The following is a 26,926-nucleotide window of genomic DNA, read 5'->3' on the forward strand; positions in this document are numbered from 1 at the left end:
CGCTATTAAAAGCAGTTAAGTTTAATAAAGGTGAGAATCAGACAGTGTGTGTTTATAATCCTGTGAATTGTTTCTTGGAGAAGGTTTTTGTTGAAATTGACAATATTATTTATACTGACAATCAATATAATGAAAAAATAGAATTATTAACTTTTAAGAGCACATATTTTTTATTGAAGTATTTGCAGTAATTTGAATATCATACCATTATAATTAATGGTAGGCTCAAAGAGAAAAGTTTTATCTAATTTGAAGCATATATATTTTAATGACAATGGAGGAAACTATGCTTAGTAACAGAGATATATTTAAAGAAATTATAAAAGCTAAAGATTTAGCAATACATCCTTTGAAGTTGGAGAATATAAATGGGAGCTCTATAAATCTAACTGCAAGTGAATATGCTTGGTATTCTGCAGAGAGGAAAGTAATAGGAGATGGGGCATCACAAACTCAAGTTGAAATTCCTGGTACACTAGCAGCTAATAATGGGGTGATAAAGATACCTAGAGGGGAGACTGTAAACATTTTAACTCAAGAAGCGATATGGGTGTCTAGAAAAATTAGTGGAACATATCATTCGAGAGTTTCTTTATCAGCTAAAGGTTTAAGTAATATCTCTACTACATTAGATCCTAAATGGTGTGGTTTATCATTAATTTCTATGACAAATAACTCAAAGTATGATCAGAGCATAGATGTTGGAGATGGTATAGTTACACTAACCTTTGATTATCTTAATAAAAAGGCTTCTAAAGATCATGTTGAAATTGCTGCGAGTAGACAAGATATATATAAAAGGTTTGATATGAGTAGGTTGACTATAGATCAAAAACAATATTTAGATGGAACAGACCATAGAACACCATTTAGAATTATCAATAACATGTCTGGATCAGATCCATATAAACAATTAAAAGCTCATACTCCCTTGAGGAAACTTAATAATTTTATTATGCATCCGGCAATGCTATTGGTATTAGGGGCTATTATTGGAGAACTAATTAAACATTTGCCAAAAGTAATTAAATGGCTATCTAATTTCTAGAGGTATAACCCATTTAAGAAAGGGAGCTTAAATTCATGCAAAATCTATTTATAAAAAGAAGTATTGCAGATGCTAAATTACCTGTTAAAGCACATCCAACAGACGCAGGTTTTGATGTATTTTCTATTGAAAATGTAGTTATTTCATCTGGTGAGTATAAATTAATTAAAACAGGTATTTCAATTGAATTACCTTCTAACACTGAGGCACAAATTAGACCAAGAAGCGGTTTAGCTTTAAAACATGGTATTACTGTATTAAATTCTCCAGGTACTATTGATGAAGAATATAGAGGAGAGATTGGAGTAATTTTAATTAATCATGGCAAATCTGATTTTGTTGTTGAAAAGCATATGAAAATTGCACAAATGGTTATTGCTCCTGTAATGCAAGTGGAAATTAAAGAAATTGCTGTACTAAGTGATACTGATAGAGGGACTGGTGGTTTTGGTTCTACTGGTACAAAGTAATATGCTGAGTATATAAGTAAAACTTTGTTAGAGTTTTGTTCTAATCTCTACAACAAATAAACTGTAAATTATAATCTGTCCAAGCCTTTGATATGAATGAGTTTGATTGATAAGGTGCAGCATCCCAATAGTAGTTTAACTTTAGTCGGTCGGGGGTTCGAATCCCTCATTACTAATACATCTCAACTACCTTGGAAATCAAAGGTTGAGCTTTTAAGATAAACACACACTTCGATGAATTTGTTCAGCAAGTAGCAGCAGAAGTAAATGATTTGTTGGATCGCGATCTAAGTGTGATGAACTTAATAAATACTCGTAACATTGGTATTGAAAAATGAAAATTATAAGAGCAGCTGATTCAGTAAGATAGTATGCATAAATATAGAATAAATATTCATATATTTTTCTCTACACATCATAAATGAAAATCTAGTAATATCAATGCTTTAGCAGGATGCTAGATTCCCTCCTGGGACGTAATATGATTCAGATAGAAAAAGTTTGAACCAGTTGAAAAACATCGCAAATCCTTTAAACATAAGACTTTGTGATGTTTTTCGTTTTTCGAGAATACTGATAATATAAAATGAAAAGTTTATACACATTAGATTAGAGGTATTTTAGAAGATTAGATTAGAAAAAATTCGAACAGGTTTGAAGTCGTTTTCTATATCGATAACAGCTCCTTTTTCGTTGTTGGATATAAGTGACTATATATGTTTAGAGTTGTCGCTACATCAATATGTCCAAGTCTTACAGCGATCGCGGAATATAAGTTATAAATCATGGTTCCTCAGGAAAGTGTATTTTAGAAAATTATAAAAACACGTCATCTATGCTGCAAGCAAAACAGCAAGATAGATGACGTGTTTATTTTGAACGTACTAAAAATTCTTTTTGAAGTACGGTGTTTTTTTCAGCACGATACATACTGGAATCGCGATGAGTAAACCGACAACGTTTTGGATTAGGTCCCCTGGCATTGATGCCAGGGGCGCAATCCAACTTTTGAACATGATTGCTTGCCCGATGTAGTATACGGCCATCATCACGGGCATTGAAACGACTGCTCCTAAAATGTTTAACCCCATATTGTCGCCTCGATATCCATTAGACCAAGCGATTTTCCCAACAATAAAGCCTTGTAATGCGCGAGAGATAATTGTGGTTGGTGCCCAAATTAACCAACCACCTACAAGATCAAATAATCCCATCCCAATTGCTCCAGCAAGTGCCCCTTTTTTAGGGCCGAATAAAATCGCCGAGATGAAAAGCATGGATGTTCCTAAATGGATAAGCCCGCCTTGACCGAATGGGAGTCTGATATTGATGAACATGGTGGCAACGAAAACAAGTGCTGCTAAAATTGCTGTAATCACTAAATCAAAGGTATCAGTGCGTGGTTTTATATAGGTGTGTCTTTGTACACTTTGCATCTGTATCTTCCTCACTATAATGAATTTTTTGATAATTCCTACTTTAGCAAAGGACTGACTATTATAAAAGTGTCAATTTAGTAAAAATATTAAAGGTCAGATTGATTTTTCATGTATAAAAATTTTCATCTCTCGAAAAGAAGTTGAGTGTATTTTCGCATCTTTCTAATTATGATACGATGAAGAGAGTATAAGCAGTATTAGTTAGGTGGAGAGTATGATGAAAAAAGTTGCAGTAATTCAGGATATTTCATCCTTTGGGAAGTGCTCGTTAACAGCTGCGATACCTGTGCTGTCAGTGATGGGGGTTCAGGCAGTACCATTGCCAACTGCGATTTTAACGGCGCAAACAGGGTATCCGAGTTTTTATTGTAAGGATTTAACGTCAAAGATGGACATTTTTGTGGATGAGTGGAGCAAGCTTGGTGCGACTTTTGATGGCATTCATACAGGCTTTGTGACAGGAAAAGAGCAAATCGATAACATCTTTCAGTTTTTAAGCGTGTTTCATTCGAGTGAAACGAAGCTGCTTGTCGATCCAGTGATGGGGGATATGGGCGAGGTGTATAAAATGTTTACAGGCGACTTGCTTGATCGTATGAAGGAGCTAGTGAAGCGTGCAGACATTATTACACCAAATGTTACAGAGTGTTGCTTACTTACAGGTTTGTCGTATGAGAAGCTACAGAGCTATCAAGACGATTCAGATTATTTTCAGGCGCTAGATGAAGCGGGCCATCAGCTGCAGCAGGCAACTGGGGCAAATGTCATTATTACCGGTTTAAATCCGCCGCCAGTAGATGCGAACAAGCGTTATGTAGGCAATATGTATGTCGATGCAGATCGTTTATTTTATAGTATCCGCGACTATAACGGTGAGAGTTATTCAGGCACAGGCGATTTGTTTGCATCAGTCATTATGGGTGGCATGATGCGCGGGCAGGATTTAGTAGAATCGATGAAGTTGGCAGAGACGTTTTTAGCCGCTGCAATTGAAGCTACGTCGAAGGAGCAAGTTCCGCGTGAGGCAGGCGTGAATTTTGAACAATTTTTGCGAATGCTGCTTTAGTAATCTCAGACTCTTTATAACATGAGTATGCTTTGAACTGACCCAGTCATTTAATTGTGCATAGAGATTTCTTGTGGGCGCTCAAAATAAAAAGAGTGTCCTCTGAACCAAAGCTAACCGCTTTATTGTGATTCATCAATTAACAGTTGAGTGAGTACAAGAAAGTTTAGGATCGCTAGAAGCAATTCAAAAATAACGGGAATAATTAAAGGCAACATTCAGTGTTTTCTTACCCTTACTGTCGAATTGTAAATAAGTTTAACTCTTATACTATATTCATATAAAGACTCGCAATTCATTATAAAGAGTGGAGTGATGGCATGGCGGATTTTCAATATTTAGATCGAAGGGTCCAAAGAACAAAGCTCGATTTGTATGATGCATTTTTTGAATTGTTGAAAGAAAAGAAGTATGAACAAATTACGATTAAAGACATGATTGAGCGAGCTGGATATAGTCGAGCAACCTTTTATAGCCACTATAAAAAAAAGGATGATTTGTTGCATGAGATTATTGACTTTTTATTTCGAAAGTTAAAAAAGGTATATCGACAGCCGTATGTAGGGAAGAAAACGATTGAAGTGCAGTATATGGTGAACGAACCGATTTACACGCTAAAGCATTTACAGGAATATAGAAGGTATTACCAAGGATTGCTTGGGGGAAATATTCAAATTGATTTTAGTGAGCGTATGAAACAAGTGATCATTCAACTATACAAGGATGATTTCGATTTGACGAACGGTGCAATGAATAATGATGTCATGAATCGTTATACTGCATACGGTATTATTGGCTTAATAATAGATTGGATCATAGCAGATTTCCCAATAGAAAGTGAAGAATTTTCTAAGCTTTTAGTACAAGCTTTGCAGTTTCCAATACAAACGGTTCGTATTATGGCACATCAAAAATAAAAGGACGTGACTTACACGCCCTTTCAAGTGAATTGATTATTGTGCGCCTAAGCCACCATCGATGATAAATTCAGAACCAGTAGAGTAGCTAGATTCGTCTGAAGCTAAATAAAGTACTAAGTTTGTTACTTCTTCTGGTTCCCCAGCTTTACGAAGAGGGAAAGCCTGTTCAAGCTCGGGGCTGATTAAATGCTTGGTCATATCCGTTTTAATGAAACCAGGATGTACGGAATTGACACGGATTTTATAAACACCTAGCTCAAGTGCAGCAGCTTTTGTCATACCACGAACAGCAAATTTAGAAGCAGTATAAGCAATTTTTTTATATGCCCCGATAATACCAGCTAACGATGAAATATTAACAATTGATCCACCACCAGCCTTTTTCATCGAACTCGTTACAGATTTCATGCCGAGAAACACCGAGTTTTGGTTGACCGCAATTACTTTTTCGTAAGTTGCAATTGGTACATCTTCTAAGTTCACTTCTGGCAAGTCTATACCTGCATTGTTGACAAGTACGCTTACAGGTCCGAATATGTCCTCTGTTTTTTGTACGACTTCTATCCAATCTTCTTCGTTTGTTACATCATGTTTTATAAATAAAGCGTTATTACCAAGTTCATCGGCTAATGCTTGCCCTTCTTTTTCTAAAATATCCGTAAAAACAACTTTTGCTCCTTCTTTGACAAAACGTCGCGTGTGAGTTGCGCCCATTCCTCGTGCAGCACCTGTAATAATTGCTACTTTACCATCTAAATGTCCCATATTAATCAGCACCTCCAATTCTTAGTTAGTTGTCCAGCCACCATCAACAACTAATTCAATTCCCGTAACAAATTTTGCTTCGTCGCTTGCTAAATATAAGTAGGCATTTGCAATGTCGATTGCTTCACCTGCATGCGGTGCTAAAGGTGCGAACGTTTGATAATGTGCGCCCATCTCTTCTTGCGCCTTAATACCTGCAGCCGCTGCCATGCCCGTATAAATTGCGCCAGGGTGTACAGAGTTCACACGAATATTATCTTTTGCAAAGTTTTGTGCAGTATGTTTTGTCAGTGCGCGAACGGCTCCTTTTGAAGCACTATAGGCAGCTCCACCACCATCTGCAATACCACCGATAATTGCCGCGATAGATGAAGTATTGACGATAGAGCCAGCTCCATTTCGTTGCATGTATGGAATAACAGCTTTCATACCAAGCCATACACCAGTCGTGTTGATGGACATTACTTTATTCCAATCGTCTAGCTCAGCTTCAAGTACACCTTTTGCGATATGGATGCCTGCATTATTTACTAAAATATCAATCTTACTGTATTTTGCGATTGTTTCATCAATCACTTTTTGCCACGAGTTTTGGTCAGCAACATTCAATGTTAGTGCAATGGAATCTCCTCCGTTTGCTACAATTTCATTTACTTTTTCGTTTAAAATATCCTGTGTAATGTCGGTTGCAACAACTTTTGCACCTTCTTTTGCAAATAGCTGTGCAGCGGCTAACCCCATGCCACTAGCAGCACCTGTAATGATAGCAACTTTATTTTGTAATCGTCCCATTTTTTCTCCCACCCTCTCAATTAAACTACTTTTATGTGTTAAACAGCGAAAAACTGCTTAAAGTAGTTATTTAAAATGTATGGTAATGTGAGAAGCATTACGATCGTCAACAAAAAAGAAGTATGGTTTTATAGACATATTACATGTAAATGTAAAGTAAAATTTGAAGATTTTTTGAAATGAGGTTTTACTTGATAGGCTTTGTTAACATTTTGGATGAAATCGACATGCGACGTAATTGAAAAGTAATTCTGAGATTTAAAAAGTATATTAAATACGCAGCACCTCCTGGTACTGAACTGAACCTGAATAGTGGACACTTTAAAAAAGTGACCCTATTCGGGATTTTTTGACCACTGAAACATTTTTTGAAAAAAGAATACATCCTTTTATGTAATAATTTCACATAAATTATCACATGGGATTGTCATTTGCATGAAAATATTGACACCTCCAATAAAATAGTTTGATTTTGTAATATTTAACTATATTTATAAATATTAGATATAATGAATAAGAAGCGTTTCTCTGTACAAATGAATGCCTTATAAATAGCTGAAATAGTATGTTCATTATCATCTTAATCAAGTAATCGTGGCTTACTTTTATTGATTTAGTGTTTGCATTTCAAAAGTGGAGGGATTTTGGTGACTACGATAATTAATATCGACTCATTGACAAAGCAATATGGCGATAAAATGGTACTTAACGGCATATCTTTTGCCATTCAACGTGGAGAGATTTTTGCCTTAATTGGCACCAATGGAGCTGGGAAAACCACAACTATTGAATGTATGGAAGGACTTCGTAAGTATAATGGAACGATAGAAACTCACGGGAAAATTGGTGTGCAACTTCAAACAGCATCATTGCCTCCGAACATTAAAGTAATTGAAGCAATAAAACTAATTACCAAATGGCACTCTACTACTATTGATATGGCACTTGTTCAAAGGTTGAATGTAGATTTGATTTTAAATAAGAAATATAAAGAACTATCAACAGGTCAAAAACGGAGATTACATTTAGTCATGGCAATGATTGGTGATCCGGATATACTTTTTCTTGATGAGCCTACAGCAGGTCTCGATGTAGAGGGGCGGGTAGCATTGCATGCAGAAATAAAAGAACTTAAAAAAAGAGGGAAAACAGTTGTCATGTCAAGTCATGACATGGCTGAAGTTGAGGAACTCTGTGATCGCCTGGCAATACTGAAGAACGGTGATATCGGTTTTATAGGTACGGTGTATGAGCTAACAAAGAAAAATCAAGATAAATATAGAGTGCATATTAAATTAGCTAATCCCCTAGAAATGGTTGATCTCGTATCTTGTTCCTATATAGGAGAACAACAAGGTTACCAGATATTCGAGACGAATAAACTAGAAGACGGATTATATGAATTAACAACATTGTTAAGAGAGCAAAACAATTCTATGCAGGATTTAAAAATTGAACACACTAGCTTAGAACAAAGTTTTATGCATATTGCGAAAGGGGTAAAGGTATGAGTGCATTTCTATATGGAATCGGCCTGCAATGGAAGTTGGACTTTCGAAGTAAAGGTATATTACTAACTTATTATATTATCCCACTCATTTTCTTTTTATTCATGGGTGGCATTTTTACTTCAATTGATCCTAATGCTTATAAAACGCTTATTCAATCTATGACGGTTTTTGGTGTAACAATGGGTGCAATTATAGGTACACCTACATCTCTTGTAGAGTTTTACAACAGTGATATAAGGAAAGCATATAGGGTTGGTGGCGTACCACTTTGGACAGGAGCGGTAAATAATTTCATTTCTGGACTGATTCATCTATCAATTATGAGCATTATTCTATTTTTTATCGCTCAAATTGTCTTTGATGCGAGTGTCCCTTCAAATCTATTCCGCTATTTTGTGACGCTGGAGCTTTTTATTATTACCTCTCTTTCTGTAGGTGTGATACTCGGATTGTTTGTGAAAAGTACTTCAAAGTTAACAATGGTTTCACAGCTAGTATTTCTACCCTCCGTTATGCTTTCAGGAATTATGTTTCCTATTGATATGCTGCCAAATTTCATGCAAATGATTGGTAAGGTGTTTCCTGCAACTTGGGGCTATTTGAATTTAAGTGCAAATCAATGGGAGATGATGTCTATGTTCCCGTTCATGTTAACGATTTTAATTGCTTTATTGTTATGTACATGGAGACTCGGACGATTGCATACGACTGAATAATCCTCATCCACATTGGATTTGAAGTTCCTTTTTCGCAAGATGAACTGAGAGAAAGAATAGAAGCAAGTATAATGAAAGAATTAGAATACTTTAAGTGAAAAAGAGAATCCCGCAGAAAAGCTGACTTGCTAGCTTTTCTGCGGGATTTTATATTGGTCGGTGAATAAACTAGGATTAATGTAGTTACTAGTTTATCCATGTTCCTATCATTTTCTTTTATTTTCAGGATTGTATAAATCCTTTAATAGGATCTCTTCTGTACTATTTTTATATCGAATGAGTATTTTGTCTTCGTCTGTCAGTTTCTTTTCTTCACCATTGCCCAGTGATAATGTATTTTCATCTAAAAATATAAATGTGACAGGACTTCCGTCTTTTACTATCTTGGATATTTCTGAAAAATCATTCCATTTTTCATAAATAATGATCTCTTCGATATACTTCTGTCCCCTATAACTCATTGGTAAAATATATCGCTTGTCATTTTTCGTTTGAAAGGACAGCGTAACCGTTGTACCTTGTTGTTGAACTGTTGTTTGCACATCTTTTTCATCTGCAATCCACATGTTGTCAAAGAAGAAGAAACAACCAATGAAAATGGATAGTAGTGATCCTACAATAATGAGAATCTTTTTCCTGTTTTTTGATCGTACCTTTTTTAAAAAGTCGATATTTTTCTCCTCCTTTTTTTGCTCATGGGTACGTTCTACCAACAAGTCTTCCTGCATGTCCTTTACATACTGTCGGCAATCCTCACATTGTTCCATATGTTTTTCTATTTGTTGATTTGTCTCTTCGCTTGTTAAATTTTCTATGTAGCTCGGGACTAAATCTCTAAAAACGCTATGATTCATAATTTTCCCCACCTTTTCTGATTTGTTGTTTTGCACGATAAAATGTTACTCTTGCCCAGTTTTCTGTTCCTCCCAAAATGGAGCCAATCTCTTTAAAAGATAAATCACCTAATAATCTGAGATAAAGTATTTCACGGTTTATCTCACTTAGTTGTTGCGCTTTTTTATAAAAACTAATTTTGTCTTCGTTTTTAAAATATTCATCTTCTAAATTATAAAAGTTAGGCGTTTCATCACTTAATGAGTTCACCAACTGGTGCTTGTTTTTTTCGCGATTCATTTCTTGTAACCACACGTTTTTGGCGATTGAACATAGCCATGTTGAAAATTTTGCTTTTCCGTTATGATGAAAGTTGTCAATGGACTTAATGGCTTGATAGAACGTCTCTTGCGTTAATTCTTCAGCAGATTGACTATCATTTGTAAGGGTTAATAAATACCTGAAAATAAAGTCCCCATATTCTTGATATATATTTTCTTTATCCACGATTTACCTCCTTTCTAATGAGAATTTTGCTATTCTGAACCAAGTCTTTTGAAAGCCAATCATCTATATATCCAAAAATTTGTTGATTCGTTACAACAATTTTTTTATTTATTCATTTTTGCGCCTCAATAATTTTATCTTATCATTTTCCACCAATGAAAAAGATTGGAATATTCTAAAATGTTTTTATTGTGGGGAATTGAAATAGCTGTCATTTTCATAGTAAAACACTGTTCATTATTCAATGTTCAATGAGAATAACGGTATGATCAGTCCGGAAATTCCAACAGTTCAAATTCTGAATTAATTGTTAGAAAATTAAGAATAGTATATTGACAACTTAAAGTAGAATGTTATAATTTTATCGACAGACAGTCGGTTTGTAAGGAGGGGTGAAAATGAGAAAAGAAGCTGAGGAACGTAGGAACGAAATTCTTGACGCGGCAGATGAGCTTTTTGGGCAGAAGGGCTTTGACGGCACAAGTACAAATGATATTCTCGAAAAGGTCGGAATTGCGCGGGGAACGCTGTATTATCACTTCAAGTCGAAGGAGGATATTATGGACGCGCTGATTGAGCGGATTAGTGTCAGTCTTTTAGGCGCGGCACAGAAAATTGGTGCAGACAAAAGTCTTTCCTTAAACGAACGCATTATTGGAGTTGTAATGGCTCTGAATATAAGTGGCAAAAGCAGTGAGGAAATTATGGAGCACATTCATAAGCCGCAAAACGCGCTTATGCATCAGAAAATACAAAAGGTCATAATCAACGGCGTTCCCCCGATACTGACGGGAATAATCCGCGAGGGCATTGAGCAAGGACTGTTCAGCACGCCATTCCCATATGAATGTATGGAAATGGTTGTGGCATATATGAATACCGTTTTTGATGATGATATGGTTGAAATGACGAGCGATGAGCGCGCTTCCCGCATGCAAGCCTTTGTTTTTAACGTTGAAAGGCTACTTGGTGCCGAAAGCGGAAGTCTAATATCCGTCGTTATGCAGATGTTTGGTAGCGGAAATGGTGGCACAGATGAATAATTTTAAGCAATCCTTCAGGAAATTTCATCTTTTGTGGTCGGGACAATGTATTTTAGCGATAGGAAGCGGGCTTACGGCATTTGGGATTGCGGTTTATGTTTTTGAGCAGACGGGAAAGGAATCGCCAGTAAAAAAGCTTGAAAAAGAGGTGGCTTATGTATAACAGAATAATTCGCAATGACATTTTAAAGAGCAAAGTAATTACGCTGACAACAATGATATTTGTTGCTGTCTCGGCTATGCTTGTTTCGCTCGCGGCGATACTTGTCATCAATCTTTCGGGCGCACTAGATACGCTTATGAAACAAGCTAAAACTCCACATTTTATGCAGATGCATTCAGGTGAAATTGATATTGCGCGGCTTACAACTTTTGCAGAGCGAAATAACAAAGTCGATGATTTTCAGGTGATAGAATTTCTCAATTTAGACGGTGCGCAGACTATTTTGGGCGGTAGTTCGCTTGCGAATAGTGTTCAGGATAACGGTTTCAGCATACAGAGTGATAAATTCGATTATCTTCTTGATCTTAACGGAAACATTATCAACGTATCCGATGGGGAGCTTTATGTTCCAGTAACCTATATGAAGGACAACACCACAAAGGTCGGTGACAAGGCAGTTATAGGCAGGGAGGAATTTACCGTTGCAGGATTTCTCCGCGATTCGCAGATGAATTCTACTCTCTCCGCCTCAAAGAGATTTCTCGTCAGCAAAAATGACTACGCTGCTATAAAAAGCTTGGGAAGTATCGAGTATCTGATTGAGTTCAGATTAAAGGATTTGTCGGCGCTTGGTGCATTTGAAATGGCTTATGCATCCGCAGGACTTGAAGCGAACGGACCAACGATTACATATCCACTTTTAAAATTGATAAATGCACTTTCCGACGGGATGATGATTGCTGTCATACTTCTTATAAGCGCACTTGTTGTTGCAATTGCATTTATGTGCATACGCTTTACGCTCCTTGCTAAAATCGAAGACGACTACCGCGAGATTGGTGTCATGAAGGCAATAGGGCTGCGAGTTTCTGACATGAAAAAGATTTATCTAGCGAAATACGCAGCGATTGCGGCGATTGGGAGTATTCTTGGTTTGGCACTTTCGATTATGTTTAAAGGTATTCTTCTTGAAAATATACGACTTTATATGGGCGAAAGCGAAAATTCTTCTTTTGCCGTACTTTTCGGCATACTCGGCATACTGCTTGTATTCCTAGCAATTATTGCATATGTAAGTTTCGTGCTGAGACGCTTTCGGAAAATATCCGCTGCGGAAGCAATACGCTATGGTACTACACAGGAAAAAAACAGGGGCACAAAGGGTTTTTACCTGAGTAGAAACAGGTTGCTTCACACGAATATTTTCCTTGGTATCAAAGATGTTCTCGCAAGGAAAAGATTTTACACCACGATGCTTGCAGTGCTTGTGATTTCGTCATTTATCATTATTGTTCCGCAAAACCTTTACAACACGATTTCCTCAAAAGGATTCATTCAATATATGGGGATTGGAAACTACGATATGCGCATTGATATTCAGCAGACCGACAATATCTCTGAAAAAGGTGCTGAAATTATAAAGAAGATGAACAGCGACAATACGATTTCGAAGTATACCGTCCTTACAACAAAAACATTCAAAGTAAAAATGGAAGACGAATCGGAGGGAAATATAAAAGTTGAACTCGGCGACCATTCGATATTCCCTATTGAATATTCTGAGGGCAGAGCACCCTTCGCAGAAAAAGAAATTGCACTTTCGACTTTGAACGCAGATGAGCTGAGCAAAAAGATCGGCGATGTCATTACACTAGTGATTGAGGGGAAAGAGAAAAAACTCACGATAAGCGGAATATATTCCGACATTACCAACGGCGGAAAAACCGCAAAGGCTGTTTTTACCGACAATTCGGCAGACATTATGTGGAGCATTATCTGTGCGGAGCTTTCGGATAACTCTCTAGTCGAAAAAAAGGTTTCGGAATATGCGGACATGATTGATTTTGCAAAGGTTTCAGACATTGATGAATTTGTTACACAGACATTCGGCTCGACAATAAGCTCCGTCGACAAGGCCTCCAATGCTGCGATCGTCGTTGCGCTGGTTATAACGGTCCTAGTTACATTGATATTTATGAAAATGCTTGTCGCAAAAGACAGATATTCCATTGCAGTAATGAAGGCGTTCGGTTTTACAAACTCAGATATTAAGGCGCAGTATGTTTCACGTTCGGTATTCGTTCTAATTGTCGGAATTGTTCTCGGCACACTTCTGGCAAATACTCTCGGAGAAGTACTTGTGGGCGCGATTATTTCCTTGTTTGGAGCGTCGACGTTTAAGTTTGCGGTCAATCCGCTCTCGGCGTATCTGTTTAGTCCGCTATTGATGATATGCGCGGTACTTATCGCAACAATGATCGGCACTTCAGGCGCGGGACAAGTAAAAATTTCCGAAAATATAAAGGAGTAGGCATATGAAGAAGATTATTATCGGTGATCATATAGTAAAATCTTTCGGCGAGGGCGATGAACAGCACAATGTTCTCGACGGAGTGTCTGTTGAAATAAATGAGGGCGAGTTTGTTGCAGTAATGGGACCTTCAGGTTCGGGGAAATCAACGTTGATGTTTGCGCTGAGTGGAATGGACAGCGTAAACGGCGGAAAGGTCATTTTTGACGAGAGGGATTTATCAACAGTAGGAGAGAATGAGCTTTCAGATTTACGTAGAACAAAAATGGGATTTGTTTTTCAGCAGCCAACTATGCTTAAAAGTCTGAATATTCTTGACAACATCATTCTTCCATCAATGCGCGACAACAGAAAAAACGTCGCAAAAATTTCGGAGAAGGCTAGAGCACTTATGAAGAGGGTAGACATAGCGGAGCTTGAAAAGCGCGACATTACACAGGTTTCAGGTGGTCAGCTTCAGCGAGCGGGAATATGCCGCGCGCTTTTGAGCAACCCGAAAATCATCTTCGGCGATGAGCCTACGGGCGCGCTTAACTCAAAATCCGCGCAGGAGATTATGGACATATTTTCCGAAATAAACGCCGATGGTACTGCGATAATGCTTGTAACGCACGACGCAAAGATTGCGGCGCGGACTGAGCGTATTATGTTTATGCTCGATGGGAAAATTGTAAGCGAGCTGAAGCTTCCGAGGTTTGACGGGACGGATATGGATGGCAGGGTAGAGAAAGTTACCGCGAAAATGTGGGAAATAGGAATATGATTTGTTCTATCACAGTCGCGATATTAGTCCCACCATTGATTTAAATAGAAATTAAAGGATTTCAAACGAAGTGCAAAACTCTTGTATATCAATGGTTTTGCGCTTTTTTTATAATTCATTAAGTCTCATTTAATCGTATTCATCCGTAATCAAACTTTTTTTAGCCCTCGAATTTCTGAATAGATTCTTCCTTGGCTTTCTGTGAAATATGTGTGTAGATATCCATGGTAGTTTCATATCAGAATGTCCTAAGCAATCTTGTACCTCTTTTAACTTTGCACCTGTTTCAAATAGTAAAGAGCAACGCATATGGCACAGGCCATGTGTAGTGATTTTTGGTAGATTATACTTTGTTAATTCATAAACAAGACATTTATGTGTTTTGGAGAGTTGTAAAAAGTCATTCTGCTCAATTACTAAAAGCTAATTGATTAGGTTTTAGTGTGTTATACCCCAAGAGAATATAGTACTGCTCTAATCAAATTTTTGAGCTGCATCCCCGTTAAAAATCCTATGTCATAGTATCCTTCCTTAGTGAATCCTATATATCCAATTAAGCGAGAAGAAAGAAATTTTAACATCTTTTAGTGTTTTAACATTTCAACGGATTATTATTCATATGTTTATCTAGGAAGAAGTAAAAAATAATCATCTAAAGGATCTGGTGAATGGATACAATGGATAAACCTATGAAGAATGGCGATAAGTTAGTAATTGTGGGAGCTGGGGAGCTAGCAGAAATTGCATATGAATATTTCACTTTCGATTCTCCATATGAAATAGTAGCTTTTTCTGCTGAGAAAGAATATATAAAAAATGACAAGCTTTATGATTTGCCTGTGGTTCCTTTTGAAGAGGTGCATCAAATTTATCCAGCAACTGAATATAAAGCATTTGTGGCAATTCCTTATACTAATTTTAATAGATTAAGAACGAGGTTATATCATGAAACTAAAAATAAAGGATATGAATTAGTAACTTATATTAGCTCCAAAGCTTTCGTTTGGAGAAATGTAACAGTAGGAGAGAACTGTTTTATCTTTGAAAATAATGTATTGCAGCATCATGTTAGTGTAGGGAATAACGTTATATTATGGAGTGGAAACCATGTTGGACACCGGTCGGTTATTAAGGATAATTGTTTTATTTCTTCACATGTAGTTATTGCAGGAAACTGTGAAATTGGAGAGAATTGTTTTATTGGCGTAAATAGTACATTTAATGATGAAATAAAGGTTGGGAAGGATTGTTTTATTTCCTCAGGAGCATTAGTAATTAAGAATACGATAGAAGGGAAAATATATAAAGGCAGCCCTGCAAAGGCATCACTTGTGGATGTTTATAGAAATTTCAATATAGAGAGTGAGCATGTCTTATAATATGAAAATCCACTAGTAATCGAAAAACTTAGCTAAGAGTTCAATATGTAAATGTAAGTACTATTAACGAAAAAAAGTTTTGAGGAATTCATTTTTCTTTCTAAAACGTGCTTCTATTTATGTATTGAAATTATACCGAAATAAAATTTACTTACATATAACTTTTACGTACTTACAATTAGGCTATCGGTATCCGTGTAGTAACGTCAATCGACGGTTTGACCCCCAACATATCCACAGTGAAATAATCGCTAAAAGTATTCATAGTGAAGTAGGGATATTGATCAGGATTTGAAATCCTAGTCACTATCCCTTTTTTAATTACTCAAGGCGTATTTATAGGTAAAATGAGTAATATTTAATGGTCAAACGTAAAATCTAGAAATTCGTTTTAACATCAATCATTATATGCACACTAGTTACATCAAGAGTAGTATGATGTAACTAAGCAAAAGTGTACAAACTTACATGAGCACTTTTATACACAATTCAAGTTAGCATTTATAACAAAATGGACAGTCTACGAGAAAAAATGCGTATTAATAATTTTATAATATACTGTAGTTGAGTAAATGAGGTGATTACTTATGCACAAAGGAAGAATCATTTTACATATTGATCTTAATTGCTTCTATGCCTCTGTTGAACAAATTTACGATCCTACTTTAAAGGGAAAACCAATCGCAATCGCGGGGAATCCTAAGGAACGTAGAGGGATCATCATTACATGTAGTTACGAAGCGAGGGCAAAAGGTGTTTATACGACGATGAATGTCGGGGAGGCGCGACGAAAATGCCCGGAACTTATTGTTCTACCTCCTAATTTTGATCGCTATAGAGCTGCGTCAAAGTCCTTTTTTAATTTGTTAAAAGAATATAGTGAAATCCTGCAACCCGTTTCAATCGATGAAGGGTATTTGCAACTACCAATTATCGAGGGCCAAAATGTATTGCAACATGTTCAAAATTTGCAAGATAGAATCTGGAACGAGCTGCAACTGCCTTGTTCAATTGGTATTGCGCCGAATAAATTTTTGGCGAAGATGGCGAGTGATATGAAAAAGCCGATGGGTATTACAGTCCTGCGTAAGCGTGATGTGCCATCGGTGTTGTGGCCGCTGAATGTCATTGAGATGCATGGGATTGGCAAAAGTACAGCAGAGAAGTTGAAAAAATTAGGTATTCAAACAATTGGAGAACTTGCTGCAGCAGACGAATATCTATTAAAGCAAAACTTTGGCATCAATGGTCCACGTATGAAGCAAAAGGCAAATGGGGTAGATGATAGACCTGTTGACCCAGATGCCATTTACGATACGAAAAGTGTAGGGAATTCAACGACGCTTTCATATGATGTGACGGACAGAGATGAATTATATGAAATAATCTCAACGCTCTCTGAAAAGGTAGCTGAAAGGTTAAAGGCAAAGAAACTTGCTGGGGTTACCGTAAGTGTTATGATTCGTACAGCGGATTGGGAGACCTATACGCGAAGTAAATCCACGAATAACGCGATTAACTCAAAAGAAGAAATAGTTGAGATAGCATGGAATCTATTTAATAAGCATTGGAATGATGAGCCTGTTCGACTACTGGGAGTTACCGTATCGAATGTTAGTGATATTAAAGAAACGACACAGCAGCTAACGTTTTTTAACTTTGAAGATTATGTAAAAGAAGAGCCCATCATTAAACTTGTCGATCAAATTGAGCAGAAGTTTGGAAAAGGTGCAATTCTTCGTGGTTCAGATATTGCCAAACCAACAGGGAAACATCATGCGAATACGAGTTTTAGTAAGGACTTTTGGGATGAACATAAATAATTAGTTCATCCCTTTTAATATTGTTTAAGGGAGAGAAAGGTTTGTGGAGACAGAAGAACATACTTACAGATAGGGTTTTGAACAATTGCATAGAAAAACGCTTTAGCAGGTGTGTTGATAAGGGATATATTAGGTTGTTAATTACCGATAAATTGGTTATTTTTATCTTCAACACAAACGTATATTACTTTATTTTTTAGTTGATTGGAGCGGAGGGGCTCGACTCCTGCGGGAAATACAAGCATACCGAGACCCTGCACGGAGCGAAGCGAAGGAAGCGGCTCGGTGCTTGCCCGCGGAAAGCGAGCACCCGTAGCGGAAATCAACCACCCACTTTAATAGTAATGGTAAAAATAGGTTAATTAACATGCATGTAAGCATCAACCAGGGACAATGGATGTATTTCTTTACAGAAATAAATTATTATTTGATAATAATTGCTTAACATAGATTTAACACACACCTATTTAAAATAATGATAATGAGGTGATTACGATATGAGAATTCTTATTGTTGAAGATGAGTTAGATTTGCAGGAAGCGATCGCCGAGGGACTCAGAATGGAAGGGTATGCAGTTGATACCTGTAGTAATGGTGAAGATGCTTATGAACTGGCGTATGTTGAAAATTATGACTTAATAATACTTGACTTAAATCTTCCGAAAATGGACGGAATAAAGGTTTTAGAAAAGTTAAGAGAAGAAAATAAAGAATTAAAAGTTTTAATCCTTAGTGCAAGAAGTAGCGTACATGACAAAGTTAAAGGTTTAGATATTGGTGCGAATGATTATTTAACTAAACCATTTGACTTTGCGGAATTGGAAGCAAGAATAAGGAATTTATTAAGGCGGAAATTTGTGCAGGAAAATAGTCTTTTGTCTTGCGGTAATATAAAAATTGATTTGTCAAAACGCACCGCATTTGTAGGTGAAGAAGAACTGATACTCACAAAAAAAGAATTCGGATTGCTTGAATACTTCCTGCTTAATCAAGAAAAGGTAGTCAGTCAAGAAGAATTGATTGAACATGTATGGGACCAAAATACGGATAGTTTTAGTGGAGTTATTCGAGTTCACATAGCTACATTACGAAAAAAGCTTAAAGCTCTTTTAAATTATGATCCAATACGTACAAAGATTGGTGAGGGTTATTTTATTACTAAAAATGATGGTGACGCTTGATGTTTAAAAAAATGCCAATACGGCTGCGACTTACTGCAATGATGGTAATTTTATTAACGATTTGTTGTGTAGGGCTTACAGTAATTTTAAATTTTTCTGCTGGTATAATGGCAACAAGAATTGATGCAGCCTCTACATTACCGGCACAAGAGGTTGGTGAAGAAAGTTATGTTATTGACCATTTTCAAATGCCATCAGATGGCATGATGTCTACACCATCTGTAAATAAACAACAAGCAAGAACGGACTTTCGGTTTGAAAGTGTTTTTTATATGCTTTTAATCATTGTCTGTGGTGGCGTATTGACATACTATGTATCGGGCAAAGTGTTAAAACCACTTGATACATTAAATAGTCAAATTAAAAATAGGACTGTGCATAATCTATCGGAAACGATGGACATTCCACCAACCAATGATGAAATAGCTGAGCTAACGCAGTCTTTTAATGAAATGACGGATAAGCTAAACGAGGCTTTTATCATGCAAAGCCGCTTTTCTGCAAGTGCAGCCCACGAACTCCGAACACCACTTGCAGTTTTAAAAACAAAGGTGGATGTATTCAAAAAGAAAAACGTACATTCTACAGAAGAATATGATGCACTCATTAACATTTTTGAGAAGCAAATACAGCGATTATCCGAGCTTGTATTTACTCTTTTAGAGATGACAAATATGAATGATGAATTTGAGAATGGACCCAACTACTTGAAGGATGTTTTAGAAGATATTGTTTCCGAACTTTCTCATATTGCTGATGAAAAAGAGGTTAAACTATCTTTGGATTGCGATGAAAGTGTTGTTTATGGAAATACAGACTTACTGTATCGAGCGTTTTATAACATTGTAGAAAATGGTATTAAATACAATTTTGACGGCGGTAAGGTAATGATTAAAGTTAAATCGGATAAAAAGCAGATAATGGTTGAAATTAAAGACACGGGAATTGGTATCCCCGCTGAGGAAAAAACGAAAGTATTTGAGCCGTTTTATCGAGTGGATCAATCACGTTCTCGTGAATTGGGCGGCGCAGGCTTGGGGCTTTCCATTGTGCAAAGTATCATAACCAAGCACAAAGGAAACATTGCAGTTACGGACAACCAAAATGGCGGTACTTGTTTTAAGATTATTTTCAATTAATTTAACAGGATTCGTAAAAGGCTTTAAATGGCAGATAGAACTGTTTATTTAAAGACTTTTTTTACAAATTTATAAGAAATAATCCTCTTAACACGGATTTAACATGAATTGTTATATATTAACAACATCAAATAGAAAGGATGCAGGCTACCAGTTTATATTGTGAAAATTATGGTATCTATCCATCGTATGGGTGATGCTAAAAACATTCAAGGAGGAATTTAAGATGAAGAAAAAATTAACAATTTCGACATTGGTGCTGGGGTTATCTGTTGTTGCAGGATCTGCATATGCTGCGAGCAACACCGACATGTGGGAACCTACTAAATCTTCTGCAGCAGTTAGTATCGAGGAGGCTGCAAAAGAGGATAACAGCAAGGACTTCGCTCAAATTGCTAAAGAGAAAGGCATTACACTAGAGGAGTTGTTTGCGCAGCTTGAAAAAGAAGGTAAGATGACAAAAGCAGTTCAGTCAACTGAAGCCATAAAATCTAGTGAACCTGTCAACTTAGAAGAAATGGCTAAAGAAAAAGGAATCACGTTAGATGAACTGATTGCGCAGCTTGAAAAAGAAGGCAAGCTGACAAAAGCTGCAAAATTAACAGAGGCCAAGCAAGTAGAAACAAGCAATAAGTAATCAATAGAGTAACTGGAGCTTTTGAAACAGCTCTGTTGTTCGTGTGAAAAAGGTTTTGAATGGCAGTTGAAACTGTATATTCAAAGCCTTTTTTTTCTGCAAATTTATAAGAAGTATTCCTCTTAACAAGAATTTAACATGGATTGTTATACAATGACGACATAATAACTAGGAGGAACTGAGATGTACATTTTTAAAAACGCAATGAAGAACATTAAAAGAAATAAAGGCAGAAATCTTTTAATGGCTATAGTAATGGTTATTATTTCGGTTACCTGTGTTATTGCATTGGTAATTAACGGTGCGACAACAAGCATCATAACCGATTATAAAAATCAATTTGGAAGTGAAGTAAATGTCGAACTTGATTATGCAAAAATCTATGAAAGCGGAGATATAAATGAGCTTCCAACTGTAACAATTGAAGAACTTAAGGGTTATGCCGACTCTGATTATGTTAAGGATTATTACTTTTATTTAGAAGCTCCTGCAGTTTCAAATCACATTTCTTCCTTAAATCAAGAGGATAATTCGGGGATACAGGGCAGCGAAGGGGCTGTTGGCGGTGGCCCAGAGCTTGGCCCGCCGAACTTGAAAGTAATCGGAAGCACTTCATATCAGCTTTTTGAAGAATTCAAGAAAGGCGAACGCAAAATCATTAGCGGCAGAATATTTGAAAATGACAATGAAATAGTGATTAGCGAAGATTTAGCTAAGCTAAACAACCTAAAATCCGGCGATAACATTGTGTTACGTTCAATAGCTGATGTAGAAAAAGATATCACACTAACTATCACAGGCATTTACCAAGATTTAACCAAAGACGATTCCGCAGATTATGCATACAAAGATCCGTATATGACACGGAGAAATGAGCTTCTTACTAATTATGAAACTGCAACAACTCTTGTAGGTGAACAATCAAATACGATGTCACGCATTAAATATTTCTTAAATTCTCCCGATGATTTAGAATCCTTTGTAAAAGAAGCGCAAGGTAAGGGACTTAGTGAGTATTACAATTTTACAAATAATGAATATCTGTACAAGCAGATTGCAGGTCCTGTTGAAAGCGTTCAAAAAATAAGTACCGTATTTTTAGTGGTAGTGCTAATCTTAGGCGGAATTATTCTGGTTCTTTTAAACCTAATTGCTTTAAGAGAACGTAAATATGAAATCGGCGTTTTAAGAGCAATCGGAATGAAAAAAATTAACGTTATCAAAACTTTGGTATATGAGTCAATCATTGTAACGATGGTTGCTGTAACTATTGGTCTAGGGGTAGGGGGTCTTGCTTCACAGCCAGTGTCAGATAAACTTCTTGCTGACCAAATTGAGCAAAGGCAAGAACAAATGGATAATATGGGCGGTAACTTTGGCGGAGCGAGCGCAGCATTGCCAAATGATGCTGACATTATAGATTCATTAAATGCAGAATTGGATTTAGGTGTTGTATTTGCAATATTTCTGATTGGTGGCTTGCTCGTGATAATTTCAAGTTCAATGTCACTAATCTATATCACAAAATACGAGCCGATTAAAATTCTATCGGAAAGAAATTAGGAGGGGACAAAATGAGCGTATTAACAGTCAATAATCTTTCTTATGTTTATGAGGGGACAAAAAAGAAAGTTCTTAATAATATAAACATTTCCTTTGAATCAAAGAAAACTTACGCAATCATTGGCAAGTCAGGCTCAGGAAAAACCACTCTTTTAGCCTTGCTTTCAGGGCTTGACCTTTGTAAGAACGGCGAAATCCTATACAACGGCGACAACCTAAAAACGATTGATCGAGATGATTACCGTTCCAAGAAAATCGGAGTGATTTTTCAAAGCTATAATTTGCTTACGAATGCTACTGCAATGGATAACATTATGCTTTCGATTGATATTAGCGGTGTCAAAGTGGATAACAAAAAAGAATATGCATACAGTCTTTTGCAAAAGGTTGGTATCGACAAGGAAACCGCCGACAGAAAAGTACTTAAATTAAGCGGCGGTGAACAACAGCGTATCGGTATTGCAAGAGCGTTATCACATAATCCCGATATAATTATAGCGGACGAGCCAACTGGGAATTTGGATACCGCAACAGAAGAAGGCATTATGAAAATACTAACCTCACTTTCCGAAAAGGAAGACAAGTGTGTGATTATTGTTACCCATTCCGAAAAGGTTGCAGATTATGCAGATGAAGTTTGGGGTATTACAGACGGTAAACTTTCTCTTGTGAGGAAAAAAAACTAACTCAGAAAGGTGGAAAATAAGTGTTTGAAATAAAAAATGTAACGAAAAAATATAAAGGCGAATTTGCCTTGAATAATGTCACAGTTGAAATAGGAAAAGGACTTAATTTTATTGTCGGTGCTTCGGGGAGCGGCAAAACTACTTTGCTAAAAATCATGAGTGGTATGGAGCAGGATTTTGACGGAGAAGTTTCATATGGTGGTAAAGATATAAAAGCATTAACAAACCAGGAAAAAAGCTATTTTTACAACAATATCTTTGGCTTCGTTTGGCAGGATTTTAATTTAATAGAGGATTTTACAGTGCTTGAGAATGTATTGCTACCTCAGTATTTAAAAGACGATCAACAAACAAAGAATGCCGAGAAAATACTGAAAGAACTTAAAATTTTCGATATTGCAAGCCAAAAAGTAAAGAACCTTTCGGGCGGACAGAAACAGCGTGTGGCCATTGCGCGAGAGCTCATGAAAAATCCACAGGTAATTATTGCAGATGAGCCAACAAGTGCATTAGATGAAAAAAATTCAAAGATTACAATGGATATTTTAAGAGAGATTTCAAAGAGCAGAACAGTTATTGTCGTTACGCACGACACCTCTTTGATTAGTGATAAAGACAATGTCTTTGAGCTTGATAAAGGTGAACTTTTTTCTTCGGTGGGCAATAAGCTTGTCAAAACGTCCGAACCAAACATGCGAAAAAATCATAGCCTATCATTAAAAAATGCTTTTTCGATAGCGCGTACAGGGATAAAAAGAAATATTGGGCGTTTTACAGTATCTACACTTTCGCTCATGATGGCGGCAATATTATTGCTTACAACACTGGGCGGAGCAATTAACACCAATAGCCAAGATGCGTTTGAAAAACTAATTGATACTTATGGCGAGGGACTACTGGATCTCAGTATTGTTGGGAGCTTTACAAGTGCTGAAGGAACGGAGGGAAACGAGGATGACCAGCCAAATGCCGATGTAAGTCAAGATATTGGAGGCTTGTATGAGAAGTATGCAAGTGATGAGCGTGTTGCCTTCACAGCCTTTTTACAAGCCATGGATAACATTTCTGTTACAGTCGACGGGAAAAACTACACAGTGGAAAGCTCCGGTAACGCGCCTGTTATAAATAAACTCGTAACGGGAGAAATGCCATCGGGTGCGGGCAATGAGGTAGTTGTTCCTGAGAGCTTTGTAAGAACATTAGGAATTGATAATGATCAAGCAATTGGCAAAGAAATTGATTTCAGCGTCTCTATGTATAATTGGGATACTGGTAGTCCTGTATTGAAAGATGCCACAATTAAAGCAACTATTGTAGGCGTTGCTGATACAACGGCTGTTTATGAATATGAAGATCAAATGATGGAATTTAGTGTTGATGACTCCTTCTTTTTCAGCAAAACAGCTCTTGATGATTTGAGAAATCAGACAGAGATTAAGGGGGATGGGATAAACTTCCTTATTCGAGCGAAATCCCCTGCCGATTTGATTTCAATTAAAGATGAACTAAACGAACAAGGTATCGTTCCACTTGGTAGATTTGAGCTGGTCGAGGACATTGTTAGATTAAATACTCAAACAACCGAGCAAACAGGCTCTGCAAGTACGACTATAGGATTTTTATCTGTTGTGATGGTCATGGCTATTTTCCTGATCACAGGTGTTATGAGAAAACGAGAATATGCTATTTATAAGGTAAGCGGATTTAACAATCGTCATTTGAACTTGTTGAATGTAGCGGAAACACTAACAGTAGCTATCACTGGCATTTTACTAATGCTTGTTACATCTCCACTTATTAATGTAGCTACCGAAGCTTTATTTTCCGTGAATATTCTAAATGCAGAAATGCTGACTAAAGGAATGCTTCTAATACTTGGTGTTGCGGTTATTGCTTATGGTACAACTGTACTAGCTTATGTAAGAACAAACATCGCAACAGCTTTAAAGAAAGGTGACCGATAGTGATACAGGTTAAAAACCTTACAAAAAAATACGATAATTCGCTTATTCTTGACGATGCAAACTTTGCGTTTCCAAACAAAGGACTTGTGTGCTTGCTGGGTGCATCTGGTAGTGGCAAAAGTACATTGCTTAATATACTTGCAGGCTTTGATAGTGATTACAGCGGTGATATTACCGTTTGCGGCACATCAATTAGCAAAATGAATGAGGACGAGTTATGTGCTTACCGCAGAGATAACATAGGCTTTATTTTTCAAAACTATCATCTGTTGAGCGGATATACTGTACTTGAAAATATCATGCTACATTGTGAACTAAACAGTTTAGATGAACAAAGCAATGTAGAGAATGCAAAAGAATTATTAAACAGAATCGGCATAGCGGAAAAGGCTAGTGAAAAAATCGAAAATTTGTCAGGCGGTCAAAAGCAAAGGGTTGCAATTGCAAGAGCCTTAATCAGTAATCCAAGTATCATCTTAGCGGATGAACCCACAGGAGCACTTGATCGTCGCAATTCTACTGAAATTATTACTTTGCTTAAAGAGATTTCAAAGGATAGATTGGTTATCGTGATTACTCACGACCAAAAAATATGCGATTTTGCTGATGACGTGATCTCTATTGAGAATGCTAAAATAGTCGCAAAAGATGCAAATATTCAAAAAGAAAATGATAGCGTACAAAACCTTAAAACTAAACCAACTATAAAAGTATCAGCTTTCAAAAGAGGACTAAAAAATTTCAAGGTGCACTTCACACGTTATGCTGCTGTCAGTTTAGCCATTTCTATAGGGGTATTTTGCTTTATGTTGTCTTTGTCTTCGGGCAATATTATGCAGCAGTCTATAGCGGATTTCAAGGAGAAAAATACAGCTTATAACAATGGCTATATCAAAGCCGAAGATGACAAGGCAGTTTTTGAGTTGTTAAATGCAGATGAGCGTATTGAAAATGTTTATCGTCAATATAAGATAAACAATGTTAGCTTAAGTATGGGTGACAACAGCAAAACAATGATAGAAAAGTATCCGATGCCGAAAACAACGGAAAGTATGTCATACGGGACAATGCCGAAAAAAGAGGCAAATGAAATTGCCCTAACTCCAAGTCTTGCTAAAAAATTTGCGAGTAATATTAGCAATTTAGTAGGTAAAGAGATAACACTTAAATATGGAGATCAATCGTACAAACTAATTGTAAGTGGTATTTATAATGCGGGGTATGATGATTTCTTTGTCAGCTCTGATGTTGAACAGGGATTTTATACTGATATTAAGGATGAGCAAGTTTATTCCATCAGTTATGATGTGAAAAATTTTGAAGATATTGTTTCAGTCAGTCAAATGCTTAGTGAAAAAGAAATAGACAGTAAAAACGCAGCTAGTGAAGTGGGGGCTTTGCAAAGTACATTCAAAAGTCTTAGTCGCTTATTCCTAACCGTTTCAAGCATGATTTTAGCAATCGGTTTGTTCATCAGTGCAGTATTACTTGTTAAACTACAAAATTCAAGGTATAAGGAATTGGGGCTTTTATCTGCATTAGGTTTTAAGAAAAGCACAATACAAAGGATTCTTATCAGTGAAAATGTTCTTTTATCCGCTATGGCGGCAATTTTCAATGCTGTGCTTATCGGAGGTGCGTACCTAATTGGAATGATTTTTGATTTTGCAATTAGCGTTTCACCCCTGCAAATTTTTGTTTCAATAGTATCGACAGGATTTGCGGTTGTGATAATTAGTATTTTTGCAAGCCATAAACTTATAAACACAGAGCCTGCCGTTGCATTGAGAAAGTAAGATGGTAGAGTTATCCGAATAGTAACCTGCCATATTAAAAACGGTGCTTTGGCAAGCTAATATACCATACTATAATGAAGTCAACCCTCCTAACGTTCGTTTTTATGTTAGGAGGGTTTCTTTATAAGTTGGTTTGCTCAATTAACTTAGATGTTTTTCTTTGAGCTGCGGAATATGTGCATTGTTTAATAATAATTGATGAACTTATTCAATCAAATATATTAATTTATCAAGCATTAGCATGATTCGATAAAAGATTTGGCAAAAGAAGACTGATGTTATTTTCTATTTCAAACAAAACACATCCACTTATTATTCAGTTTTATCAAATGCGTTGTGAAGCAGAAGGCATTTTACCAAATTCTCAAATTTCAGAGGTTTCTTAAATGGATGTCCATAGAATGTAAGAA

24 protein-coding genes are annotated in these 26,926 nt (G+C 36.6%); 19 read left to right on the forward strand and 5 right to left on the reverse strand.

The annotated features are described in order from the left end of the window. Positions 1 to 286: 286 nt before the first annotated feature. Together AEA09_RS06125 and dut are read left to right on the forward strand one after the other, a co-directional pair. Positions 287 to 1,048, forward strand: coding sequence for a dCTP deaminase domain-containing protein (locus AEA09_RS06125; protein WP_053582993.1), 762 nt, complete (start codon positions 287 to 289; stop codon positions 1,046 to 1,048). Positions 1,049 to 1,083: 35 nt separating this feature from the next. Next, positions 1,084 to 1,518 (forward strand): dUTP diphosphatase, encoded by a 435-nt coding sequence (dut, locus tag AEA09_RS06130; protein WP_053582994.1) that lies wholly within the window; start codon positions 1,084 to 1,086, stop codon positions 1,516 to 1,518. 884 nt (positions 1,519 to 2,402) lie between these two features. Here dut and AEA09_RS06135 read toward each other — a convergent pair. Next, a complete protein-coding gene (locus tag AEA09_RS06135) occupies positions 2,403 to 2,954 on the reverse strand; it encodes an ECF transporter S component (RefSeq protein WP_053582995.1) in 552 nt (183 codons plus the stop codon). Between the two features lie 220 nt (positions 2,955 to 3,174). Here AEA09_RS06135 and AEA09_RS06140 point away from each other — a divergent pair, with 220 nt between their 5' ends. Both AEA09_RS06140 and AEA09_RS06145 read left to right on the forward strand, forming a co-directional pair. Beyond that, positions 3,175 to 4,023: a pyridoxamine kinase gene (locus tag AEA09_RS06140; RefSeq protein WP_053582996.1), complete on the forward strand. Its 849-nt coding sequence runs from the start codon at positions 3,175 to 3,177 to the stop codon at positions 4,021 to 4,023. 320 nt (positions 4,024 to 4,343) lie between these two features. Next, positions 4,344 to 4,940, forward strand: coding sequence for a TetR/AcrR family transcriptional regulator (locus AEA09_RS06145; protein ID WP_053582997.1), 597 nt, complete (start codon positions 4,344 to 4,346; stop codon positions 4,938 to 4,940). Between the two features lie 36 nt (positions 4,941 to 4,976). Here AEA09_RS06145 and AEA09_RS06150 read toward each other — a convergent pair whose 3' ends face one another. Both AEA09_RS06150 and AEA09_RS06155 read right to left on the reverse strand, forming a co-directional pair. Continuing rightward, the gene (locus AEA09_RS06150) at positions 4,977 to 5,708 is read right to left on the reverse strand and encodes a glucose 1-dehydrogenase (RefSeq protein ID WP_053582998.1); all 732 of its coding nucleotides are present in this window, start codon (positions 5,706 to 5,708) and stop codon (positions 4,977 to 4,979) included. A 21-nt stretch (positions 5,709 to 5,729) separates the two neighbouring features. Beyond that, positions 5,730 to 6,500, reverse strand: coding sequence for an SDR family NAD(P)-dependent oxidoreductase (locus AEA09_RS06155; protein ID WP_053582999.1), 771 nt, complete (start codon positions 6,498 to 6,500; stop codon positions 5,730 to 5,732). Positions 6,501 to 7,147: 647 nt separating this feature from the next. Here AEA09_RS06155 and AEA09_RS06160 point away from each other — a divergent pair. Then, on the forward strand, positions 7,148 to 8,011 hold the full coding sequence (locus AEA09_RS06160) for an ABC transporter ATP-binding protein (protein ID WP_245622794.1): 864 nt from the start codon (positions 7,148 to 7,150) through the stop codon (positions 8,009 to 8,011). Next, the gene (locus AEA09_RS06165) at positions 8,008 to 8,727 is read left to right on the forward strand and encodes an ABC transporter permease (protein ID WP_053583000.1); all 720 of its coding nucleotides are present in this window, start codon (positions 8,008 to 8,010) and stop codon (positions 8,725 to 8,727) included. The genes AEA09_RS06160 and AEA09_RS06165 overlap by 4 nt, the downstream gene beginning before the upstream one ends. Before the next feature lie 206 nt (positions 8,728 to 8,933). Here AEA09_RS06165 and AEA09_RS06170 read toward each other — a convergent pair whose 3' ends face one another. Further along, positions 8,934 to 9,581 (reverse strand): zf-HC2 domain-containing protein, encoded by a 648-nt coding sequence (locus AEA09_RS06170; protein ID WP_053583001.1) that lies wholly within the window; start codon positions 9,579 to 9,581, stop codon positions 8,934 to 8,936. Further along, a complete protein-coding gene (locus AEA09_RS06175) occupies positions 9,571 to 10,068 on the reverse strand; it encodes an RNA polymerase sigma factor (protein WP_053583002.1) in 498 nt (165 codons plus the stop codon). The genes AEA09_RS06170 and AEA09_RS06175 overlap by 11 nt, the downstream gene beginning before the upstream one ends. A gap of 398 nt (positions 10,069 to 10,466) precedes the next feature. On the opposite strand from AEA09_RS06175, the gene AEA09_RS06180 reads away from it, so the two are divergent. The 13 genes from AEA09_RS06180 (at position 10,467) to AEA09_RS06235 (ending at position 26,516) form a co-directional block, all read left to right on the forward strand. After that, positions 10,467 to 11,111, forward strand: coding sequence for a TetR/AcrR family transcriptional regulator (locus AEA09_RS06180; protein WP_053583003.1), 645 nt, complete (start codon positions 10,467 to 10,469; stop codon positions 11,109 to 11,111). Then, complete coding sequence (locus AEA09_RS19835; protein ID WP_156312065.1) at positions 11,104 to 11,274, forward strand: hypothetical protein; 171 nt, start codon at positions 11,104 to 11,106, stop codon at positions 11,272 to 11,274. The genes AEA09_RS06180 and AEA09_RS19835 overlap by 8 nt, the downstream gene beginning before the upstream one ends. Continuing rightward, positions 11,267 to 13,585 carry an ABC transporter permease gene (locus tag AEA09_RS06185; RefSeq protein WP_053583004.1) on the forward strand — a complete coding sequence of 773 codons (2,319 nt, stop codon included), beginning with the start codon at positions 11,267 to 11,269 and terminating at the stop codon, positions 13,583 to 13,585. Before AEA09_RS19835 ends, AEA09_RS06185 begins: the two co-directional genes overlap by 8 nt. A 4-nt stretch (positions 13,586 to 13,589) precedes the next feature. Then, the gene (locus tag AEA09_RS06190; protein WP_053583005.1) at positions 13,590 to 14,348 is read left to right on the forward strand and encodes an ABC transporter ATP-binding protein; all 759 of its coding nucleotides are present in this window, start codon (positions 13,590 to 13,592) and stop codon (positions 14,346 to 14,348) included. Positions 14,349 to 15,016: 668 nt separating this feature from the next. Further along, positions 15,017 to 15,727 carry an acetyltransferase gene (locus AEA09_RS06195; protein WP_245622795.1) on the forward strand — a complete coding sequence of 237 codons (711 nt, stop codon included), beginning with the start codon at positions 15,017 to 15,019 and terminating at the stop codon, positions 15,725 to 15,727. 587 nt (positions 15,728 to 16,314) lie between these two features. Then, entirely contained in the window at positions 16,315 to 17,550 is a 1,236-nt protein-coding gene (locus tag AEA09_RS06200) for a DNA polymerase IV (RefSeq protein ID WP_053583006.1), read from the forward strand. 497 nt (positions 17,551 to 18,047) lie between these two features. Beyond that, positions 18,048 to 18,731 (forward strand): response regulator transcription factor, encoded by a 684-nt coding sequence (locus AEA09_RS06205; RefSeq protein ID WP_053583007.1) that lies wholly within the window; start codon positions 18,048 to 18,050, stop codon positions 18,729 to 18,731. After that, positions 18,731 to 19,870 (forward strand): sensor histidine kinase, encoded by a 1,140-nt coding sequence (locus AEA09_RS06210; protein ID WP_053583008.1) that lies wholly within the window; start codon positions 18,731 to 18,733, stop codon positions 19,868 to 19,870. Before AEA09_RS06205 ends, AEA09_RS06210 begins: the two co-directional genes overlap by 1 nt. A 226-nt stretch (positions 19,871 to 20,096) precedes the next feature. Continuing rightward, positions 20,097 to 20,507, forward strand: a complete 411-nt coding sequence (locus AEA09_RS06215) for a hypothetical protein (RefSeq protein WP_053583009.1) — start codon at positions 20,097 to 20,099, stop codon at positions 20,505 to 20,507. Positions 20,508 to 20,690: 183 nt separating this feature from the next. Further along, positions 20,691 to 22,070: an ABC transporter permease gene (locus tag AEA09_RS06220; RefSeq protein ID WP_053583010.1), complete on the forward strand. Its 1,380-nt coding sequence runs from the start codon at positions 20,691 to 20,693 to the stop codon at positions 22,068 to 22,070. Between the two features lie 11 nt (positions 22,071 to 22,081). After that, entirely contained in the window at positions 22,082 to 22,756 is a 675-nt protein-coding gene (locus AEA09_RS06225; protein ID WP_053583011.1) for an ABC transporter ATP-binding protein, read from the forward strand. A gap of 20 nt (positions 22,757 to 22,776) precedes the next feature. Further along, a complete protein-coding gene (locus AEA09_RS06230) occupies positions 22,777 to 24,720 on the forward strand; it encodes an ABC transporter ATP-binding protein/permease (protein ID WP_053583012.1) in 1,944 nt (647 codons plus the stop codon). Beyond that, positions 24,720 to 26,516 carry an ABC transporter ATP-binding protein/permease gene (locus AEA09_RS06235; RefSeq protein WP_053583013.1) on the forward strand — a complete coding sequence of 599 codons (1,797 nt, stop codon included), beginning with the start codon at positions 24,720 to 24,722 and terminating at the stop codon, positions 26,514 to 26,516. The genes AEA09_RS06230 and AEA09_RS06235 overlap by 1 nt, the downstream gene beginning before the upstream one ends. The last annotated feature ends 410 nt before the right edge of the window (positions 26,517 to 26,926 follow it).

It is taken from the genome of Lysinibacillus contaminans (genome assembly GCF_001278945.1).
Classification (GTDB): Bacteria; Bacillota; Bacilli; order Bacillales_A; family Planococcaceae; genus Lysinibacillus; species Lysinibacillus contaminans.

Coding starts and splice junctions, on each gene's coding strand:
- AEA09_RS06190 (WP_053583005.1), top strand. CDS start 13,590: ATGAAGAAGATTATTATCGGTGATCATATAGTAAAATCTTTCGGCGAG.
- AEA09_RS06140 (WP_053582996.1), top strand. CDS start 3,175: ATGAAAAAAGTTGCAGTAATTCAGGATATTTCATCCTTTGGGAAGTGC.
- AEA09_RS06155 (WP_053582999.1), bottom strand. CDS start 6,500: ATGGGACGATTACAAAATAAAGTTGCTATCATTACAGGTGCTGCTAGT.
- AEA09_RS06150 (WP_053582998.1), bottom strand. CDS start 5,708: ATGGGACATTTAGATGGTAAAGTAGCAATTATTACAGGTGCTGCACGA.
- AEA09_RS06170 (WP_053583001.1), bottom strand. CDS start 9,581: ATGAATCATAGCGTTTTTAGAGATTTAGTCCCGAGCTACATAGAAAAT.
- AEA09_RS06225 (WP_053583011.1), top strand. CDS start 22,082: ATGAGCGTATTAACAGTCAATAATCTTTCTTATGTTTATGAGGGGACA.
- AEA09_RS06165 (WP_053583000.1), top strand. CDS start 8,008: ATGAGTGCATTTCTATATGGAATCGGCCTGCAATGGAAGTTGGACTTT.
- AEA09_RS06145 (WP_053582997.1), top strand. CDS start 4,344: ATGGCGGATTTTCAATATTTAGATCGAAGGGTCCAAAGAACAAAGCTC.
- dut (WP_053582994.1), top strand. CDS start 1,084: ATGCAAAATCTATTTATAAAAAGAAGTATTGCAGATGCTAAATTACCT.
- AEA09_RS06185 (WP_053583004.1), top strand. CDS start 11,267: ATGTATAACAGAATAATTCGCAATGACATTTTAAAGAGCAAAGTAATT.
- AEA09_RS06135 (WP_053582995.1), bottom strand. CDS start 2,954: ATGCAAAGTGTACAAAGACACACCTATATAAAACCACGCACTGATACC.
- AEA09_RS06125 (WP_053582993.1), top strand. CDS start 287: ATGCTTAGTAACAGAGATATATTTAAAGAAATTATAAAAGCTAAAGAT.
- AEA09_RS19835 (WP_156312065.1), top strand. CDS start 11,104: ATGAATAATTTTAAGCAATCCTTCAGGAAATTTCATCTTTTGTGGTCG.
- AEA09_RS06195 (WP_245622795.1), top strand. CDS start 15,017: ATGGATACAATGGATAAACCTATGAAGAATGGCGATAAGTTAGTAATT.
- AEA09_RS06200 (WP_053583006.1), top strand. CDS start 16,315: ATGCACAAAGGAAGAATCATTTTACATATTGATCTTAATTGCTTCTAT.
- AEA09_RS06210 (WP_053583008.1), top strand. CDS start 18,731: ATGTTTAAAAAAATGCCAATACGGCTGCGACTTACTGCAATGATGGTA.
- AEA09_RS06220 (WP_053583010.1), top strand. CDS start 20,691: ATGTACATTTTTAAAAACGCAATGAAGAACATTAAAAGAAATAAAGGC.
- AEA09_RS06215 (WP_053583009.1), top strand. CDS start 20,097: ATGAAGAAAAAATTAACAATTTCGACATTGGTGCTGGGGTTATCTGTT.
- AEA09_RS06205 (WP_053583007.1), top strand. CDS start 18,048: ATGAGAATTCTTATTGTTGAAGATGAGTTAGATTTGCAGGAAGCGATC.
- AEA09_RS06180 (WP_053583003.1), top strand. CDS start 10,467: ATGAGAAAAGAAGCTGAGGAACGTAGGAACGAAATTCTTGACGCGGCA.